Source organism: Pseudoalteromonas sp. 20-92 (assembly GCF_030847595.1).
Classification (GTDB): Bacteria; Pseudomonadota; Gammaproteobacteria; order Enterobacterales; family Alteromonadaceae; genus Pseudoalteromonas; species Pseudoalteromonas fuliginea.
In genome coordinates this window covers 20867-40033 of record NZ_JANJGQ010000004.1, presented here as the reverse complement: position 1 = coordinate 40033, position 19167 = coordinate 20867, and the positions used below count along the sequence as shown (strand labels likewise).

Annotated in this window: 22 protein-coding genes; 8 read left to right on the top strand and 14 right to left on the bottom strand. The window is 38.1% G+C overall.

Features of this window, described 5'->3' with window-relative positions; translation table 11 throughout:
• The first annotated feature begins 126 nt into the window (after window positions 1-126).
• The 6 genes from NRL14_RS05420 to NRL14_RS05395 all read left to right on the top strand — a co-directional run bounded on the left by NRL14_RS05420 (window position 127) and on the right by NRL14_RS05395 (window position 3878).
• Complete coding sequence (locus NRL14_RS05420; protein WP_306724165.1) at window positions 127-807, top strand: PspA/IM30 family protein; 681 nt, start codon at window positions 127-129, stop codon at window positions 805-807.
• Between the two features lie 9 nt (window positions 808-816).
• Window positions 817-1023 carry a PspC domain-containing protein gene (locus NRL14_RS05415; protein ID WP_149606928.1) on the top strand — a complete coding sequence of 69 codons (207 nt, stop codon included), beginning with the start codon at window positions 817-819 and terminating at the stop codon, window positions 1021-1023.
• Window positions 1024-1193: 170 nt separating this feature from the next.
• Complete coding sequence (locus NRL14_RS05410) at window positions 1194-1520, top strand: hypothetical protein (protein ID WP_007378285.1); 327 nt, start codon at window positions 1194-1196, stop codon at window positions 1518-1520.
• A 79-nt stretch (window positions 1521-1599) separates the two neighbouring features.
• Window positions 1600-2109, top strand: coding sequence for a copper chaperone PCu(A)C (locus NRL14_RS05405; protein ID WP_306724164.1), 510 nt, complete (start codon window positions 1600-1602; stop codon window positions 2107-2109).
• Between the two features lie 8 nt (window positions 2110-2117).
• On the top strand, window positions 2118-3104 hold the full coding sequence (locus NRL14_RS05400) for a DUF2333 family protein (protein WP_007378287.1): 987 nt from the start codon (window positions 2118-2120) through the stop codon (window positions 3102-3104).
• Window positions 3105-3107: 3 nt separating this feature from the next.
• On the top strand, window positions 3108-3878 hold the full coding sequence (locus tag NRL14_RS05395) for a TIGR04219 family outer membrane beta-barrel protein (RefSeq protein WP_149614689.1): 771 nt from the start codon (window positions 3108-3110) through the stop codon (window positions 3876-3878).
• A gap of 44 nt (window positions 3879-3922) precedes the next feature.
• Here NRL14_RS05395 and NRL14_RS05390 read toward each other — a convergent pair whose 3' ends face one another.
• The gene (locus NRL14_RS05390; RefSeq protein ID WP_306724163.1) at window positions 3923-4810 is read right to left on the bottom strand and encodes a TIGR03899 family protein; all 888 of its coding nucleotides are present in this window, start codon (window positions 4808-4810) and stop codon (window positions 3923-3925) included.
• Window positions 4779-5288 (bottom strand): SRPBCC family protein, encoded by a 510-nt coding sequence (locus tag NRL14_RS05385; RefSeq protein WP_306724162.1) that lies wholly within the window; start codon window positions 5286-5288, stop codon window positions 4779-4781. Before NRL14_RS05385 ends, NRL14_RS05390 begins: the two co-directional genes overlap by 32 nt.
• 296 nt (window positions 5289-5584) lie before the next feature.
• Between NRL14_RS05385 and NRL14_RS05380 the strand changes: the two genes are divergently transcribed.
• Complete coding sequence (locus NRL14_RS05380; RefSeq protein WP_306724161.1) at window positions 5585-7777, top strand: EAL domain-containing protein; 2193 nt, start codon at window positions 5585-5587, stop codon at window positions 7775-7777.
• Window positions 7778-7887: 110 nt separating this feature from the next.
• The gene (locus NRL14_RS05375; protein ID WP_306724160.1) at window positions 7888-10065 is read left to right on the top strand and encodes a YgiQ family radical SAM protein; all 2178 of its coding nucleotides are present in this window, start codon (window positions 7888-7890) and stop codon (window positions 10063-10065) included.
• Between the two features lie 183 nt (window positions 10066-10248).
• Here NRL14_RS05375 and NRL14_RS05370 read toward each other — a convergent pair whose 3' ends face one another.
• The 12 genes from NRL14_RS05370 to NRL14_RS05315 all read right to left on the bottom strand — a co-directional run bounded on the left by NRL14_RS05370 (window position 10249) and on the right by NRL14_RS05315 (window position 19166).
• Entirely contained in the window at window positions 10249-10800 is a 552-nt protein-coding gene (locus NRL14_RS05370) for a protein disulfide oxidoreductase (RefSeq protein ID WP_149606933.1), read from the bottom strand.
• A 56-nt stretch (window positions 10801-10856) separates the two neighbouring features.
• Entirely contained in the window at window positions 10857-12215 is a 1359-nt protein-coding gene (gene mgtE, locus NRL14_RS05365; protein ID WP_007378295.1) for a magnesium transporter, read from the bottom strand.
• 101 nt (window positions 12216-12316) lie between these two features.
• Entirely contained in the window at window positions 12317-12589 is a 273-nt protein-coding gene (locus tag NRL14_RS05360) for an HPr family phosphocarrier protein (RefSeq protein ID WP_033029547.1), read from the bottom strand.
• Between the two features lie 43 nt (window positions 12590-12632).
• Window positions 12633-13478 (bottom strand): RNase adapter RapZ, encoded by an 846-nt coding sequence (gene rapZ, locus NRL14_RS05355; protein WP_007378297.1) that lies wholly within the window; start codon window positions 13476-13478, stop codon window positions 12633-12635.
• A 19-nt stretch (window positions 13479-13497) separates the two neighbouring features.
• A complete protein-coding gene (gene ptsN / locus NRL14_RS05350; RefSeq protein ID WP_033015583.1) occupies window positions 13498-13950 on the bottom strand; it encodes a PTS IIA-like nitrogen regulatory protein PtsN in 453 nt (150 codons plus the stop codon).
• A 4-nt stretch (window positions 13951-13954) separates the two neighbouring features.
• Window positions 13955-14242 carry a ribosome hibernation promoting factor gene (gene hpf / locus NRL14_RS05345; protein ID WP_007378299.1) on the bottom strand — a complete coding sequence of 96 codons (288 nt, stop codon included), beginning with the start codon at window positions 14240-14242 and terminating at the stop codon, window positions 13955-13957.
• 26 nt (window positions 14243-14268) lie between these two features.
• Window positions 14269-15768: an RNA polymerase factor sigma-54 gene (locus tag NRL14_RS05340; protein ID WP_306724159.1), complete on the bottom strand. Its 1500-nt coding sequence runs from the start codon at window positions 15766-15768 to the stop codon at window positions 14269-14271.
• 69 nt (window positions 15769-15837) lie between these two features.
• Window positions 15838-16563, bottom strand: coding sequence for an LPS export ABC transporter ATP-binding protein (gene lptB, locus NRL14_RS05335; RefSeq protein ID WP_007378301.1), 726 nt, complete (start codon window positions 16561-16563; stop codon window positions 15838-15840).
• The gene (gene lptA, locus NRL14_RS05330; protein ID WP_007378302.1) at window positions 16560-17102 is read right to left on the bottom strand and encodes a lipopolysaccharide transport periplasmic protein LptA; all 543 of its coding nucleotides are present in this window, start codon (window positions 17100-17102) and stop codon (window positions 16560-16562) included. The genes lptB and lptA overlap by 4 nt, the downstream gene beginning before the upstream one ends.
• Window positions 17092-17646: an LPS export ABC transporter periplasmic protein LptC gene (gene lptC / locus NRL14_RS05325; RefSeq protein ID WP_007378303.1), complete on the bottom strand. Its 555-nt coding sequence runs from the start codon at window positions 17644-17646 to the stop codon at window positions 17092-17094. Before lptC ends, lptA begins: the two co-directional genes overlap by 11 nt.
• Window positions 17643-18194: a 3-deoxy-manno-octulosonate-8-phosphatase KdsC gene (gene kdsC / locus NRL14_RS05320; RefSeq protein ID WP_007378304.1), complete on the bottom strand. Its 552-nt coding sequence runs from the start codon at window positions 18192-18194 to the stop codon at window positions 17643-17645. The genes lptC and kdsC overlap by 4 nt, the downstream gene beginning before the upstream one ends.
• The gene (locus NRL14_RS05315; protein ID WP_007378305.1) at window positions 18195-19166 is read right to left on the bottom strand and encodes a KpsF/GutQ family sugar-phosphate isomerase; all 972 of its coding nucleotides are present in this window, start codon (window positions 19164-19166) and stop codon (window positions 18195-18197) included.
• Between the last annotated feature and the right edge of the window lies 1 nt (window position 19167).

The window sequence follows — 19167 nt, the reverse complement described above, 5'->3', positions numbered from 1 at the left end:
ACTAAAAATTTAATTGTTTATTAATTATGTTATTGATATTACGTTGTTTTTCATTGTTTTTATGAACTTGGCACAACTCTTGGAATCTTCTTGTTGAAATTAATTAAAAATCAACAGGAGAATACCATGGGAATATTTAACCGCGTAAACGATGTAATTCAATCAAACATTGTCGCCATGCTTGATAAAGCTGAAGACCCTGAAAAACTTTTAAACCTAATGCTTACCGAGATGCAAGATGCATTGAATGAGTGTCGTAGTACAGCAGCCGCTTTATTGTGTGAAGAGAAAGTAATTAATCGCCAAATTGATACTAAAAAAACAGAATTAGCAGCTTGGCAAATTAAAGCTGAACGTGCGGTTGAGAAAGGCAGTGATGACCTTGCTAAATCAGCCTTACTTGAGAAGCAACGCGTTAACGAAAGCATTGAAAATAAGCAAATTCAACTAGAAACATTGCAAGAGTCTATTGCAAAAATTAAGTCTGATTGTGAGCGCTTGCAGCAAAAAATGGCACTGGCTAAAACAAAGCAAGCTCAGTTAATGCAACGCCATAATGTTGCTATTGCTAGAGGGCGGATCAGTACGCAACTACAAAGCGATAAAGTAGCTCATGCGTTGTCTCGTTTTGAACAAATAGAGCAGCGTGTTGAAGGCATTGAAGCTCAAGTAGAGGCTTATGAGCTGACTGATACAGCAAGCTCTACCAGTGCCCAAATTGAGTCGTTAGTTAAAAATGAAAAAATTGATGTTGAACTGGCTCGCTTAAAAGCGAACTTAAATACTAATTTAAAACACACTGCTTAGGAGATTGCTATGAACAGCTTTAATCATCAACGAGGTTGGTATAAAGATACTTTGAATAAAAAAATATCGGGTGTGTGTAGTGGTTTAGCATATAGATTGGACTTTCCAGTATGGGCAACCCGCCTAGTTACTATTTTATTATTTTTGAGTTTTCCGTTTGCAATTGCACTTGGTTATTTTATAGCGCATTGCTGCCTTGAAAATAAAGAGTATTAATACCAAGAGGCATAAATATTTGAACAATTTAACGAATTAAATCACTCTATAGCGTTGTTGAATTTTTTATTTAGAACAACTAGATATAAAAACTTTTGCCTAGTTATAGCGCAATTTTCTTATCGTTAAATAGACCCATATATAAGCCGGTTGGTATAAGGAGAATTACTATGAAAGCTTTGGCAGTATGTGTATTTATCTATTTATTACTGTTTACTGATTTAATAGCGTTTGTGCATGTTGATTCTTGGCAGTTACCATTATGGATTGCTGATATTAGCTGGGCAGGGCTCGAGCTTGTAGGTGCTTTGGCCGCAATTGTTGCTGTGGTTGCGGTAGTGGCCTTAATTACTATGGGATTAGTTGGAGCGGGTGTTGTAGCATTAGCTGGGACTGTTTTAGCGTTTTTATTCGGATCAATAATGATTGCATGGCCGTTACTATTTGTTGCAGTGTTGTGTTGGCTTGTTGCTGATAACAAAAAAGTAGCCTCTTAATCCTTAATTTGACTGACTATTATGGGTTAACTATGTTAAATTTAGCCTGTAATTTAATGTTTTCACTAGGGATGAAATGATGACAAAGCAGTTTTTTTCGATGGCTTCAGCGTTAATGTTAGGTTTATTTACGTCATCATTGGCGGCGCATTCAGGGCACGAGCATGGTTCTGATGTGGCTGTACTCGAAGTAACTAACGCGCAAGTGAGGGAGTTTTTACCTGCCAGTACTGCAACTGTAGGCTATTTAACGCTTATTAATCACAGTGGAACAAACGCCACTTTAACTAAGGCAACGATTGATGGCTTAGGGCGTGTGGAAATACACGAGCATTCACATGTAGACGGCATGATGAAAATGCAACAAGTTGAATCGGTTGTAATTAAAGCGCATGAAAGTGTCAGCTTCCAACCAGGCGGTTATCATTTAATGGCATTTGAACCATTAGAGCCATTAAAAGTAGGGCAAGAACGTAAACTCACGCTATATTTTAGTGACGGTAACCGCTTGTTTACTAATGCTCAAGTGGTGTCGCTTAAAACGCAAGCTAAGCAGTCAAAACCATCTACTCAACACGCTCATCATTAGGAGTACACATGTCGCAACATAAAGGAAAAATAGCAGGAACAATTGTTTTACTGCTTATCATATTTTACGCAATTGCTGTTTATTGGAGTACTGAACCGGCACGTTTTGATGTTGTCGCTAATGCAAAAGAGCAAGCGCAGTTACGTAATGAAAAAATAGTTACAGGTTATACAACAACGGCAACGCTTATTGAGGTAGCGAGTACGATACTAAATAAACCGGGTGGTTATTTATCGAATGATGTTATACCGCCAAGTATTATTATGGATGACATGCCAGCGTGGGAATATGGTGCGTTAGAAATGACGCGTGATTTAGCGCTTTCTATGCGAAAAGATTTTAGCCGTTCGCAATCGCAATCAACAGAGCATGAAGCACTTAAAAAAGCACAGCCACAGTTTAATATAAGCTCTGAAGCGTGGGCATGGCCAAGCGCGGAGGGAGAGTATCAAAAAGGAATTGATTATCTAGTCGTTTATCGTACACAAATAGCGAATCAGCACGAACGTGATAGCCAATTTTATGCGCGAGCTGATAATCTACGTAGTTGGTTAAAAGAAGCGGAAAAGCGCTTAGGTAGCTTAAGCCAACGTTTAAGTGCCAGTGTCGGCCAAGAAAAAGTGAATACTGATTTAGCTGGAAATTCGTCAAATAAACAAGCGACTCTTGCACCATTACAACAGCAAGTCAGAACACCTTGGCTAAAAATTGATGATGTTTTTTATGAATCTCGTGGCGCAACTTGGGCGTTGTTACACTTTTTACAAGCGGTAGAGTATGACTTTGCAGATGTACTTGAGAAGAAAAATGCTCGTGTTAGTGTGCAACAAATAATACGTGAACTTGAGGCAACCCAAGAAACGGTGTGGAGCCCAATAATTTTAAATGGGAATGGTTTTGGCTATGTGGCTAATCATTCCTTAGTTATGGCAAATTATATTTCTAGAGCCAATGCGGCTTTAATCGAACTTAGCGAACTACTAGCTCAAGGATAAAAAATGAAAAAGTATTGTTTAGCAGCAGCCCTTTCAATGGCATGTTTAGCACCTGCAGCACACGCTGACACTTTATTAGGTTTATATGTAGGGGTTGATGGCTGGAAATCAGATAATGATGGTCAGTTTTCTTATAAAAATAATGCATCTCAAGATTTCAATTTTGAAGATGAAACATTTATAAGTTATTACGCAGCCCTTGAGCACCCAGTACCGTTAGTGCCTAATATTAAATTAAAGTATACCGAACTTGAACTAAATGGTTCTGCAGTTTTAACTGATACATTTAGCTTTAATGGTTCAGACTATGTGGTTGGTACGACAGTTAATTCAATTAGCGATCTAACACACATTGATTATATTCTGTATTACGAAATTTTTGATAACGACTTAATCTCTATTGATTTAGGTTTGAATGCGAAACAGTTTGATGGTGAGATTGCTGTAACGGGTACTACTCAAAGTGGCAACACTAACTTTACTGAAACCGTTGATTTTTCAGGTTTTGTACCACTTGCTTATGGTCGTGCAGAAGCCGGCCTGCCATTTACTGGTTTAAGTGTGTTTTTTGAAGGTAGCTTTTTGGCTATAGACGATAGTAAAGTACAAGATTACCAAGTGGGTATTGCGTGGGAATTTATTGATAACCTAGCGATTGATGTTGCAGTTAAAGCTGGATATCGCTCCATGGTATTAGAACTTGATGATGTAGATAATATTACTACAGATATCGATGCATCTGGCCCATTTGCAGGTATTCAGATTCACTTTTAATTACTCACTTGATAACTAGTTGAGTGATTTTATAGCGTGGTTTACTACTTAGTAGCATGCCACGCTAAATCAAATTCCACTTCTAATGCACTATTTATTAATTGTTTATACACTTTATTTACTGGAACGTTTATTAGTTTAGATAGCTCATCACCCGTTTGAGTGAATTTGTAATAACTCAGTACTAAATCATTGCTTGTTGCTTTTAACGTTACTTTTTGAGAAAAAAATGAAAGCGTAAGTTCTTGCCCTGATTTTAACACGGCTGATTCAATTTCTTTTCGATACAATAAGTTAAGATCCATTAAAGTTAAAATGTCAGGAAAGCTGATACCTGTTTTTCCTAAATTTAGAGATACTTTATTGCCTTTGCGTAGTAAATCAAAAATCGATGGTTTTTTATAAAATCCGAGTAAAATAAAGTGACTGTCGTCTTTTTCGTTATAGCTACTTAGTGATACACATTTTTGTAATGCATCGGCTTCGCGCTGAGTCATGTGCTTAAGTGTTTGCAGGCTCTTAATTGAAAATGTTCCAGGATTGAGAGTTTCGCCTGTAAGTATTTTTGCCCATAATGTTTGCATTGATTCGTTTGAGGTGTCTTCACAGAGCCCAATAAAGTGCTCTACCCAATCCGCATCAGGTTGTTTGCTACTTGCTACATCGGGACAAAACGCCATTGCCATCGCTAAGATTGTTTCAATATTTTGCTGTTGCTTAATAAGTAGTAAATCTTGTCGCTTTTGAGCGCGAGCTAAAACTGAATTATCACTACTAATATGGTACAGCGGTCTTATTTTCCCCTGTGGGTTATAGTTTTTTTCATCGTTTGAGAGTGCGCCATTACTTCCTACCTTGGTTATAGAGTAACCAAGTAATGATTCTATGATGTTTGCGAGATTAATTCTTGCCTGTGCTGTTTTGACTGTCATGACTTTCCACTACATTTTGTATATCACTTAGTTGAGCAACTGTTTTTAAATTATTTAGCCCTAATGCAATTGTATTATTGAGCACATATTCGCTAAATATAGCCATGTAACCAGAAACAAGTATTGTCGTTGCTTGCCCTTCAATATGGCACTCTACATTTACACTGTTGTTACTATTAGTTGTAAACGTCAATGTGCCTTGTACGATATGTTCATTATTTAATAAGGTATTAAATACCATCTTACGATCATTTAATGCAGTAATTGTCATCTCACCATGCCCCCATTTACTGGTCCATGATTGATGAGCTCCAATACCAGCACTTGGTTCACTAACTGCAAATTTAATGGATGGATCGACTTGTTGCCAAGGAGACCATTTATGCCATTCATCAAAATCGGTTGTTAATGATTTGATAGTACGAATACTTGCATTCACTTCGATAGTCTTATTGACGCTATAGTTTTGAGGAAGCATTAAGCCAATAATAATAATAGTGAGTAACAAAATTAAGAGATATTTTAACAGTGTTTTTAATAATTTAATAATTAGGCCTTAACTGAATTATTTACTTAAAATATAACAACTTTCCATTAGTAGACTATAGTATGAGTAGAGTTGTAAACCAAAATCTAAATCTAAAGCTGTAAACTTAGAAGTTCAAACAATCTAATCCTAACTAAGGTGTTGACGAGAATGTTGAGCTGTTATTTTTACTAAATTATTGTTTTTAAGTTGGTTGTTTTTTTTGCTTGTTTTTAATAGGAGCATGAATGTCATCAGAATCGAGCGGTTTTTTATTTTTAAAAGAAGACCATGATGAAGTCATCTCAGAGCCTTCTGATTGTTGGGATATTTTAATCGTCGATGACGATCCTGCTATTCATTCTGTAACTAAATTAGCTCTCTCTGGGTTGGAATACAAAGGAGCTGGATTTCGATTTCATGATGCTTATTCTGGTGCTGAAGCTATTGCTATATTATCTCGAAAAAACTCAATCTCAGTCATTTTTTTAGATGTGATAATGGAAACTGATGATGCAGGTTTACAGGTTGTAAGGCGGGTCCGTGAGGAGCTTAATAACCAACATGTTAGGATTATTTTACGTACAGGGCAAGCCGGTAGCATACCTGAAGAAAAAGTAACTCGTGAATATGACATCAATGATTATAAAACAAAAACGGAATTGACACGTTCTAAGCTCGTCACCTCTTTAATTACTGCAATTCGCTCATATGAACAAATTGGCCAATTAGAGTACCAGCATAAAGCAATGGACTCTATTTTATCGGCTTCGAAGTCTATTTTAGGACAGACCGACATAAAAGTACTGTGCAGAAGAATTATAAAGCACTTAAGTGTTATTTTACAGTGTCCGGATAAAGGCTTAATTTGCAGCAAACTAGACGGTAATAATTACATTCAAGTCTTGGGTGGTTGCACGCGCTATGAAACATACTTTGGAGAAAATTTAGCTGAGGTTGATAGTCGGATATACAATGAAGTAGAAGCGTCTTTTAGTCAAAAAAAACATCAATATACAGATACTAGCGCTACATTTGTTTTAAGAAGTAAGCACAGAAAAGCAGCCATTTATATTGAATGCGACGAAGTGATAACACGTACTCAATTGCAATTTGCAGAAATATTTTTTGCAAATGTAAGCATTGCTTTAGATAACGTTAGGCTATTTGTTAAGTTGAGAGATGCGGCTTACAGAGACGTACTGACAGGTATTTCCAATCGAACTAATTTTATTGAGCGAATAGAGCGCTATCAAAAGCCACAAAAAAATGACTACCTTCTTGTTTTACTTGATGTAATGAATTTTTCGGATGTTAATAATGGTTTAGGGCAAGAGGTTGGTAATAAGTTATTAATTGCTATTGTTGAGCGTTTAAAGGAAATTTACCCAACAGCTAAATTACTATCACGTATTGGGGCTGATGTATTTGGTTTTGTGATCCTTAAAAATGAATTTAATATTACAGACTTTAACGAAAAACTTAGTATTTCATTTTGTGCTGCAGAGCATATATTACCGGTGGGGTTTAAAATTGGTTTATGTCAACAGCAAGATTTTCAAAGTACAGGTATTGAAACCCTCAAAGTAGCTTATATTGCGCTTAATCAAGCTAAAAAGAATAAACATAAAGAAGGTGTTTATTACTGCGTTGATATGGAGGACGCCATTGCATGGCGACTCGGTATTATTAGGCAACTAAGGCATGATTTTGCTAGAAATAAACTAGAGGTGTGGTATCAGCCTCAATTGGCGTTTAATGATCTATCATTAATTGGCTGTGAGGCGCTTCTGCGCTGGCCTTTAGAAAATGGCACTTATATTTCACCTGCTGTATTTATTCCCTTAGCTGAAGATGCAGGGCTAATAGTTGATATTGGACAATGGGTATTAGAGCAAGCATGCCAGCAACAAAAACGATTGGAGAGTGCCGGCGCAGATATTTGCATTGCAGTAAATGTATCTGTTCCACAATTTAAAGTAAAAGGGTATGCAAAAACCGTTAAAAATACATTATTAAAATATGGTGTGCAGCCAAAAAATATAGAGTTGGAAGTAACTGAAAGTGTGGTTATGGATGAGTTAGAAACTGTCATTAATACACTCCAAGAACTCAAAAAATTAGGTGTTGAGGTGGCTATTGATGATTTTGGTACAGGCTTTTCATCTTTAAGTTATATCCAGAGTTTACCAATTGATAGATTAAAAATAGATAGGGCGTTTATTAAAGGTTTACCAAATGATGACACCGGTGCAATTGCTGCTTTGGTTATATCACTTGGTGCTAAGTTGGGTTTAAAAACGATTGCAGAAGGAGTTGAAACGCAGGAACAAGCTAAATTTTTGAAAGATTTAGGGTGCGATGAGGTGCAAGGGTTTATGTATGCCAAGCCGATGCCTGAGCACGAATTAATTGAGTTTATTAATAAGCAAAATAATTAAAGTTAAATTAAGATTTTACAGCTAAAGGCGCATCACAGATTGTAATGTTGTATATATAAACAATGCTATAAGGTATAATTCGCGCCTTTTGTTATTCTACGGCTAAATTTATGAGCACACTCAAAGCTAAGCGCGCCTTATTTTCATACCCTAAATATTGGGCTGAATGTTATGGCACCGCGCCATTTTTACCTACTACACGTGAAGAAATGGATGCACTTGGCTGGGATAGCTGCGACATAATTATTATCAGTGGCGACGCGTACGTTGATCATCCTAGTTTTGGTATGGCGGTAATTGGCCGTGTACTTGAAGCGCAAGGCTTTAGAGTGGGCATTATTGCCCAGCCAGCATGGGACTCTAAAGATGCATTTATGGAGCTAGGCAGACCGAATTTATTTTTTGGTGTAACAGCAGGGAACATGGATTCAATGATCAACCGCTATACTGCCGAAAAGCGTATGCGTCATGATGATGCTTACACGCCTGATAACGTCGGCGGTAAACGCCCCGATCGTGCCGTAATGATTTACTCGCAAAAATGCCGTGAAGCATACAAAGGTATCCCCATTGTTATTGGTGGTATTGAAGCTAGCCTTCGTCGTATTGCTCATTATGATTATTGGCAAGAAAAAGTACGTCGTAGTATTTTGTTTGATGCAAAAGCGGATATTTTAATTTATGGCAACGCAGAGCGCCCGTTAGTTGAAGTTGCACACCGTATTGCGGCCGGTGAAACGATGGATACGATTCAGGATATTCGCGGCACGGCTGTTATTCGAAAAGAACCCCTACCAGGTTGGCGTGGCAGTGATTCTACCGCTATTGATAAAATTGGTAAAATCGACCCTATTCCAAACCCATATGGCGCGGATGATGTTGGCTGTAGTAAATCTGAATTTAAACAAGCCGGTATTGATTTAAAAGCTGAAGCTGCAAAACCAATTATGGTTCAGCCTGCGCGACCTAAACCGTGGGAAAAAACCTACGTTAAGTTACCTGCTTATGAGCAAGTAAGTGTTAACAAACCTTTGTACGCCCACGCCTCGCGCATTTTGCATCAAGAAACAAATCCTGGTTGTGCAAGAGCGCTGTTTCAGCGACACGGCGATCGTTCTATTTGGGTAAACCCGCCAGCATACCCGTTAGAAACACATGAAATGGATGCTGTATTTGGTTTGCCGTATCAGCGTATTCCTCACCCAAGTTATGGTGATGCTAAAATACCTGCTTACGATATGATTAAAACATCAGTTAATATTATGCGTGGCTGTTTTGGTGGTTGTTCGTTTTGCTCAATTACAGAGCATGAAGGGCGCATTATTCAAAGTCGTTCGCAAGAATCTATTATTGAAGAAATTGAACAAATTAGAGATAAAGTTCCCGGCTTTACTGGTGTTATTTCTGATTTAGGTGGTCCAACGGCGAATATGTATAAGCTGCGCTGTACGAGCAAAAAGGCAGAGAGTACCTGTAGACGCTTATCATGTGTATATCCTGATATTTGTAAACACATGGATACAGATCATACGCCAACAATAGATTTGTATAAAAAAGCACGTGAAGTTAAGGGTATTAAAAAGGTATTGATTGCTTCAGGTGTACGTTATGACCTAGCTGTACGCGACCCTCGTTACGTTAAAGAGTTAGTAACTCATCATGTGGGTGGCTACTTAAAAATAGCGCCAGAGCATACAGAGGATGGTCCATTATCAAAAATGATGAAACCAGGTATGGGAGCGTACGATCAATTTAAAGAACTATTTGATAAGTACTCTAAAGAAGCCGGTAAAAAGCAGTATTTAATTCCTTACTTTATATCTGCTCACCCAGGTACAAAAGATGAAGACATGGTAAATATGGCTTTATGGCTTAAATCAAACGACTTTAAGCTTGATCAGGTACAAAATTTTTACCCATCACCTATGGCTAATGCGACGACTATTTACCATACAGAGATGAACTCTTTACGTAATATAAAAAACAACTCAGAAGTTGTTCCAGTACCTAAAGGCGCTCGCCAACGTAGATTACATAAAGCTATTTTACGCTACCATGATGCAGCAGGTTGGCCGATTATACGTGAAGCACTACGTAAAATGGGTAAAGCTAATTTAATTGGTAAAGGACCGAACTGTTTAGTGCCTGAAGAAGGGCGTGATGAAAAAATAGGTAAAGGCGGTAAAAAAGGCGGGCGACCAGCATTAACGCGACATACCGGTTTTAGCCAATTTAAAAAGGCAAACACTAAACCAAAAGTAGGTGGTAATCGTCAAAGTACACGTTAGTAATTCAATCTGCCAGTTATTAGTTTAATTGCGATACGCGCTTTTCAGCCTTCGTAATACGTAAGTTGAGTTAACCTTGCTCTTTATTATCAATATTATTGTAGATGATAAAGAGTGAGCTTTTAGAGCCCCCTCTTTGAGCTGCGCGTATTTAGTGCCTATATATTTGCAGTCAGTTCTTCCTTATAACGTTGATGATAACCACAAACGTAATTTAAGTGACCATAACGGCTGAATACCTGTTAGCCCTTGCGTCATTTTATTATCTTTTAAGATTATATAAGATGGCGTGACTTGCCCTTGCCAATCGGTAAATATCTCACTGTGTTGATCGTTGACGGTCGTAAAACTGTAGCCATGATCATTTAGATAGTTATGTAGTTCTTGATCAGAACCTGATTTTATTGCGATGCTCACGACAGGATAATTATTCTCGTTTGCGAGTTCGTTTATGGCAGGGGAGGTAATACTACAAATAGAGCACCAAGTTCCCCAAAAATACACAAGGGTTGGTTTATCTTGGCTCATTGCTGCTAAATCAATGTTTTGCCCTTTATAATCTGTTAATTGTAATTGAGGATTTGCTGGCATGACAGGTTGTCGCCACCAATTGACGGCAGTATAAATGACGAAAAATATAGAGCCATATACCAATACACTTTTTAATATTGATAACCCTTTTTGTTTTAGCGTTTTTTTAGGTGTCTCTTTTTTATTCTTGATATTCGTTGTCATAGTTGCAGCTTTACCCTAAGTATTTTTTACTTTAGTTATTTGCAAAAATTTCTAATTTATACCAGCAACCAGGTAGCAGTTCCTAAAAAGGCGAATATACCAACAATATCTGTCACAGTGGTTAGCACCACACTCCCTGCAAGTGCGGGGTCTATATTCATTCTTTTAAGTATTATTGGAATACTTGCGCCAGCCACACCAGCCACGACTAAGTTCATAAACATAGCGAAGGCAAGTACACCACCAAGCATAAAGTCCCATTGCCATAGGGCAATAACACCTGCAATTAATAATGACCACAAAATACCGTTTAATGCACCAATGGCAAGTTCTTTCATCATTAAAAAGCGTTGGTTTGTTTGGTTTATATGGCCTACCGCAATACCGCGTATAACAAGCGTTAACGATTGACTTCCTGCAACGCCACCCATAGAAGGGACAATACCGTTTAGTACCGCCAAAATAGGTAAAACATCTAGTGTTCCTTCAAAAAAGCTAGCAACAAAGGCCGCTGCAAGTGCGGTTAGTAAATTGACACCTAACCAAACTGAGCGCTTTTTAGAGCTTTTGAGTACTGGCGCAAAGGTATCTTCTTCATCATCTAGACCGGCTAAGCCTAGTAAACTATGCTCTGCATCTTCTCGAATTACGTCAACAATATCATCGATAGTGACACGACCAAGTAATTGATCGTTATCATCCACAACAGGTGCTGATATCCAATTATGGCGCTCAAATAGTTGCGCGACTTCACTTTCATCCATTGAAATTGGGATTGATTCACAATCTTCATCCATTAAATCGCGAACAATTTTTTCAGGTGGGTTCGTTAATAACGTACTCAGTGATAGAGCGCCTATAAAACAGTTGTGTTTATCAACAACATATAGATCATCTGTACCTTCTGGTAGCTCCCCACGTAGCCTAATATATCTAAGTACAACATCGAGCGTTACATCAGGGCGAATGGTTACCGTATCGGTGTTCATTAGCGCGCCAGCTGAACGCTCTTGATATGAAAGTGCTTGTGTTGCACGTTCACGGTCTTGAATATCCATAGCGCTGACAACGTCTTTATAAACGGTGTCTGGTAAACTACGGAGTACTTCACCTAAGTCATCGTGGCCCATGTCTTCAGTTGCGGCTGCAATGTGCTCAGGTTCCATTTGGGCAATAATGCCTAAACGAACATCTTCGGAAAGCTCTTCAAGAACATCACCTTGTACATCAGGGTCAACCAACTGCCAAAGTAGTCGGCGAATTTTATGCGGCGATGACTCTAATAATAATGCGGTATCACAAGGAGCTGTTTTTGCTAACATCCGCCTAACTTGAACAAATTGACCACTGTTAAGCGACTTTGTCACTTGTTTTAATTGTTGTAGTGGATAGTCTTGTTCAAAAGCTTCAGGCATTGGCGTCCTTATTGATTTTTATATAACTATGGATAGGGAGGTTTATTAATGGGGTAATTAACCACATTTAGTTTATCTTAGTTTCGGTTTTTAGCTAAGTGCTATTCTTCTTCATTAAAGCGTTGTGCTATCAATTGACCAACGGCATGTAAAGCTTGTTCGGCATCAGGGCCCTCACACACTACTTTCACCTCTTTTCCTTGACTGCTTTCCAGTAGCATTAAAGCCAATACACTGTCCCCAGGCGCTTCTTTATCATCTTGATATATCATGATTGAGGCATCAAATTTAATAGCAAGTTGCGCTAATACTGTTGCGGCTCTTGCATGAAGTCCTAATTTATTTTTTATTAAAAAAGTGTCTTCTAAACGCATAAGTTACTCTACCTAAGCTGAACAGATGATTATTTTGAATGAGTTATTTTTCTTGTTCTCTATGGCGGATTTTTACATTTGGATGTGTCATCGAAAAACTTTCACCAATCGTTTGTGCTAAATATACTGAGCGATGTTGCCCACCAGTACAACCTATAGCAATAGTTAAGTAGCTACGGTTATTTCGCTCTAAATGTGGCAACCATGTTTGTACAAAAGTTTGAATTTGCCAAGTGAACTTTTGGACAATGCTGTGGCTGGCTAAGTAATCCTTTACGGGTTGGTCTAAGCCATTTAAAGGTTTTAATTCTGGCTCCCAATGTGGGTTCGGTAAAAAGCGTGCATCAAAGACATAATCAGCTTCCTTAGGAATGCCGTGTTTAAAGCCAAATGACTCAAAAGTAACAATGAGTTGTTTATCTTTTTTACCCAGAATTTTTTCACGAATTGATTCAGCAAGTTGATGAACACTTAAATCACTCGTGTCGATCATATAGTCAGCGCGAGTAGTGAGAACATCGAGAAGTTCTTTTTCTTTTTTTATTGCTAAATCAAGAGGTAATGAGTCAACTGATAACGGGTGTAGACGGCGAGTCTCAGAAAAACGTTTAATTAATGTTTGATCCTCACTGTCTAGATAAAACAGAGTCGGTTTAGCAAAGCCAGGTAAGTATTCAAGGATATCGTTAAATTCATCTTGCTCTTTTGGTAAATTACGGACATCAATACTAACTGCAATTTTGTCGTAGTTATCAGATACACTTCTCACTAAAGAAGGTAGCAGATTAATTGGAATATTATCTACGCAATAATAACCTAAATCTTCAACTACGCGTAAAGCAACCGATTTTCCAGAACCGGAACGGCCACTTATGATAATTAATTCCATTTATCACCCATTATGTTAATTACGATTGTTCTACAATAACTTGATACAGTTCAGTATCTGATTTTGCGCTGCGTAACTGTTTACAAAAATCTTTATTATTTAGTTTATCAGCTATCGTTGCGAGCGTCTTTAAGTGCTGCTGGTTATCGCCATCAGGTACGATGAGTGCAACAAATATATCAACAGGGCGATTATCTATTGCATCAAAATTAATAGGTGTTTCGCTTACTAATACGAGTGCTAAAGGCTCTTCTGCGCCGCTCATTCGCCCGTGAGGGATTGCAATGCCTCTTCCTATACCAGTGCTTCCCAGTTTTTCTCTATTCATTAAGGCGCTGAGAATATCTTGTTGAGAAAGATATGGGAGCTTGTCATGAGCAAGTTGACTGATGAACTCTAAAATTCTTTTTTTACTATTAAAAAGGACCGCAGCTCTGCTGCAGTCCTGGCATATAAGTGAACTTAATTTCATAATATTAGTGTCGAGCAAGCTTCTCTTTGTGTTTAATAACTTGGCGATCGAGCTTGTCAATCAGCGAGTCAATGGCGGCGTACATATCTTGATGTTCAGTAGAGGCAAATAACTCAGCTCCACTTACATGAATCGTTGCCTCAGCTTTTTGGTTTAATTTTTCTATATCAAGAATGACATGAACATTATTAATATGATCTGAGTGTCTTTCTAGCTTCGCAAATTTGGTATTTACATAATCTCTTAATGAATCAGTTACTTCTACGTGACGACCAGTTAAGTTTAGTTGCATAAGCATTACCCTCTTTGTTTAGCGTCTTAAATCAAACTTTTTCGCTGATTTGACGGTGGAATAGCTAGAGATTCGCGATACTTTGCGATTGTACGTCTCGCTACTTTTATTCCTTGCTCAGCTAATATATCTGCAATTTTACTATCACTCAATGGTTTTGCTGAGTTTTCTGCTGCGATTAATTTTTTAATGAGAGCGCGTATTGCTGTTGATGAGCATTCGCCTCCATTTTCAGTACTTACATGGCTTGAGAAAAAATATTTAAGCTCAAAAATACCGCGAGGTGTATGCATATATTTTTGAGTTGTTACGCGTGAAATAGTTGATTCGTGCATTTCGACCATTTCTGCTACATCATTTAAAACCATTGGTTTCATGGCTTCGGGGCCATGCTCAAAAAAACCTTGTTGTTGCTTAACAATACAATTAGTTACTTTTAATAGTGTATCGTTTCTACTTTCTAAACTTTTAATAAACCATTTAGCTTCTTGTAGATGCGAGCGAATAAACTGGCTATCACCACTTGATTTAACGGTGCGTGACATTGCTGCATATTGGCTGTTGACTCTGATTTTAGGCATGCTATCTGGGTTTAGTTCAACAACCCAGCGACCTTTTATTTTTTTCACCGATACATCAGGAATTACATACTCAGATTCTTCTCTAACTATAGTATCCGCCGGTTTTGGGCTAAGAGTATGTATTAAAGTCATTATTTCTTTAAGCTCTTCTTCTTTGAGCTTTGTTTTTTTCATTAATGTACGATAGTCGCGAGCAGCTAATAGATCAATGTGCTCGGTTAAAATCATTTTTGTTTCATTAATATAGGGTGTTTCTTTATCGTATTGGTTCAGCTGAATACATAAGCATTCTTGTAAACTACGTGCTGCAATACCAACAGGGTCAAACAATTGAATTCGTTTTAAAACAGCTTCTATTTCGTCAAGTTCAACTTCGTTGTCTTCTTCGTTCTCTTGATTAAAACTTTCTAAAATTTCTTCGCAGCTCAGCGTTAAAATACCCGAATCATCGACGGCTTCAACAATCGCAATCGCAATCGCTTCATCGGTAGGACTAAAGGGAGTCAGTTGTAGTTGCCACATTAGGTATTCGTGGAGCGTTTCAGTTGAGGAGCCTTGGTATATAGATTCATCTTCAGGCATTGGTCCTGATGATGACGCTGGGGCTGCGCTCATATATTCATCCCAACTAACATCCATAGCCATTTCATCACCTAGCGTATCTTTAGCAAGTGCTTCACCACTGTCTTGCTCATATTCGCTCGGAACATCATCAGCATTTGCGCTAACAGTGACATCGTCGTTATCTGCTTTTTGCTCGTTTTTACCAGCAGAATCTTCGGCGTAATCTTGTTCTTCAACCTCTAATAGGGGGTTGCTGTCGAGTGCTTCTTGTATTTCTTGCTGGAGATCCAATGTACTGAGTTGCAACAGGCGAATTGCTTGTTGCAGCTGTGGAGTCATTGTAAGTTGCTGGCCCATGCGCAGCTGTAATGATTGCCTCATGTATCTCTAACAATCCTTTTATGTTGTTATAATTAATACTAGCAGATGCTTAAAGACATGGCGTAAATGTTACAGCCTAAATTGCTCGCCTAAATAAACATCACGTACTGTTTTATCGTTTAATACGTGTTCTGGAGTGCCTGATGCAATTAACTCACCATGAGAAACTATGTAGGCTTTTTCGCAAACATCAAGAGTTTCTCTTACATTATGGTCGGTAATTAACACACCAATACCACGATTTTTAAGATGTTCAATTATTTTCTTTATATCTAACACTGAAATAGGGTCAACACCAGCAAAAGGCTCATCAAGCAATATAAATTTAGGATCAGCGGCTAGTGCTCGCGCTATTTCAACTCGGCGACGCTCGCCTCCTGATAATGCCATACCTTGGCTATCACGAATGTGCTGAATACTAAATTCATCTAATAAATTGTTAAGTGTGTCTTCTCTTGCTTGCTTATTTAGCTCTTTACGTGTTTCTAAAATAGCCATTAAATTTTGATAAACAGTAAGCTTTCTAAAAATTGATGATTCTTGGGGTAAGTAACCAATGCCTAATCTAGCACGACTATGCATAGGTAAAAGAGTAATATCGTTATCGTCGATAGAAATCTTGCCTTTATCACTAGGTACAAGGCCTACAATCATATAAAACGTTGTGGTTTTACCTGCACCATTAGGGCCAAGTAACCCGACTATGCTGCCAGCCTTTACTTCCAGACCTACATTTTTTACAACTTCGCGGCCTTTATAACTTTTAGCTAATAGTTCTGCTTTTAATGTACTCATGGCTGACCTTTATCGTTTTTTTCTTTTTTAGTCTCAATAGGTACTAAAATAGTATGCACACGATCGGTTGAGTTTTCGTCTTTTTCAGCGCTAATTAATTGCTGTTGCATATCGTAAGTAATACTCTTGGCATTTATTTTTTGACCCGCTTGCGATACTTGTGCATCGCCAATAAGGGTTAAAAATCGTTTAGCTACATCATAACGAACTTCGTTTGCGCTGGCGCTCATTATAGTGCCATCAGTTTGTTTTTCTTCGAAATATGCAGGGCTACCAGTTGCAATTAGTAGCTGTTTATTATCGCCTAATTCATCACGTTTATGTACTTCTAAACGGTCGGCTGTAATACGGCGGTTGCCGTGAATAATCTCAACATTTTTTTCAAAAATTCCGACGTTTTCTTTTAATTGGCCTTCTTGTTTGTCGGCACTTATTGATATTTGATTCGCTGCAGGTTGAATCGCTTGTTCAGCAGCGCTAAGGTTGAAAGCTAGTATAAGTGTCGGAATAATAAGTATTTTTGAAATTTTATTGGTCATAATATATAGTTCGCGTATGGTTAATAAGTTTTATCACTTCAGTTTTTAAATCGGCTTCAAGGCCTTTACCGGTGATCTTTAAATTGGGTCCCGTAACAATAACGGGTTGCTCTGAACGCATCGTGAGTAGTTTTATATCTACTTGAATATTATCCGCATTAATCTTGTCTATCATTGCATTATCAGTAAGATTCTTGGCAACCACGTTACCTTCTAAAATTAATTGTTTTCCTTCATATAACGTTGCTTCGTCTGCATTTATTCGCCATGTTTGTTTTTCGTTATATAAGGTGAAAATGGGCTTTTCAAAAAAGGTAAAGCCTAACTGTTGATATAATTCCATTTTAGCAGCTGTAACTTTATGATTAATTTTACCATTTTCATCATAGGCCGTTTGTTTTAGCTCAATAGCAATATAATCAGGCTTAGCGATAACTTCAGCTTCAACCTGAGCTGTCATATTTGTTTGTGCAAAATAAGGGTACCAAAGCCAAACCATACAGCTGATGAATAAAACGCTTAAAATTATGCGCGCTGTATTCATGAACTAGTACCTTTGCTAGTAAGTGGTTTGTCGTTCTCTAGCATAAGTAAGTCGGTTAGTTCTCTCACTGCGCCAAAACCACCCAGCATCTGTGTCGTGTAATGTGATAAACGCTTGATTAGTGGGTGAGCATCGTTAACTGCAACGGCAAACCCGACTAATTCCATTACCGGCATATCGGGGCCATCATCACCAATGTAGGCAATTTGATCATCACTTAGGTGAAGCTTGTTTTTTAGCTCTTCGTAAGCAATAAGCTTGTTTTCTTGACCTTGATAAATATGTTGTACTGTTAAACTGGTCATACGTTGTTGCACTATCTGCGAATGGCGACCAGTAATAACAGCAACTTCAAAGCCACTGTTTATAAGCGCTTTAATGCCAAAACCATCTTTTGTATTAAATGCTTTGAGCTCTTCACCTTGATTGCCAAGATAAATTCGGCCATCAGAAAATACACCATCAATATCGCATATAAGTAATTTTACTTTTTTAGCACGTGCTTTTGCATCAGCACTCAGCGGTTGATAGAGTTCTTCAAATTGCATTTATAATACTCCTGCTTTTAATAAGTCTTGCATATTTAGTGCGCCAATAGGCTGGTTTTGCTCATTAACAACAATTAAGCCATTTATACGTTTGTGTTCCATTATATTAAGCGCTTCAGCAGCTAAAATATCTTGTGTCGCTGTTGTGCATGACCTAGTCATAACAAGGTCTATTTGTGTTGTATGAATATCTAGTCTTTGCTCTAAAATACGGCGTAAATCACCGTCGGTAAATAATCCCACTAGCTGATTACTTTTATCAACAATGGCTGTCATACCAAGGCCTTTGGCTGACATTTCAATAAGTGCATCTTTTACGGTTTGTGAGACGCTAATAATAGGTGTATTTGCGCCGCTGTGCATAACATCTTTTAAGGTTAGTAATAATCGTTTGCCTAAACTGCCCCCAGGGTGAGAAAGCGCAAAATCATCGGCGGTAAAACCACGAGCTTCTAACAGAGCCACTGCCATCGCATCGCCCATAGCAAGAGTCGCTGTAGTGCTCGCCGTTGGTGCTAACCCTAAAGAGCATGCTTCTTTTTCTACTTTAATGCATACATGTACATTTGCATGTGTTGCCATGGTCGATTTAGTATTGCCTGTCATGGCGATTATTTTTGCGCCAAGGCGTTTTAAAACAGGGATAATATTTAAAACTTCACTCGTCTCACCTGAGTTTGAAATAAGCATGACAACATCGTTTTTGGTGATCATTCCTAAATCGCCATGGCTAGCTTCGCCTGGGTGTACAAAAAAGGCAGGGCTTCCTGTACTTGCAAGTGTTGCTGCAATTTTATTACCTATATGGCCTGATTTACCCATGCCAATAACAATAATTCGACCTTCGCAGTCAAACATTAATTGGCATGCTTGATGAAAATTTTCATCTACATATTGCGCTATGTCATTAAGTGCTTGGCGTTCAATATTGAGAACACGAAGACCCTGTTCGATAAAGTTCAGCGTCGTCATT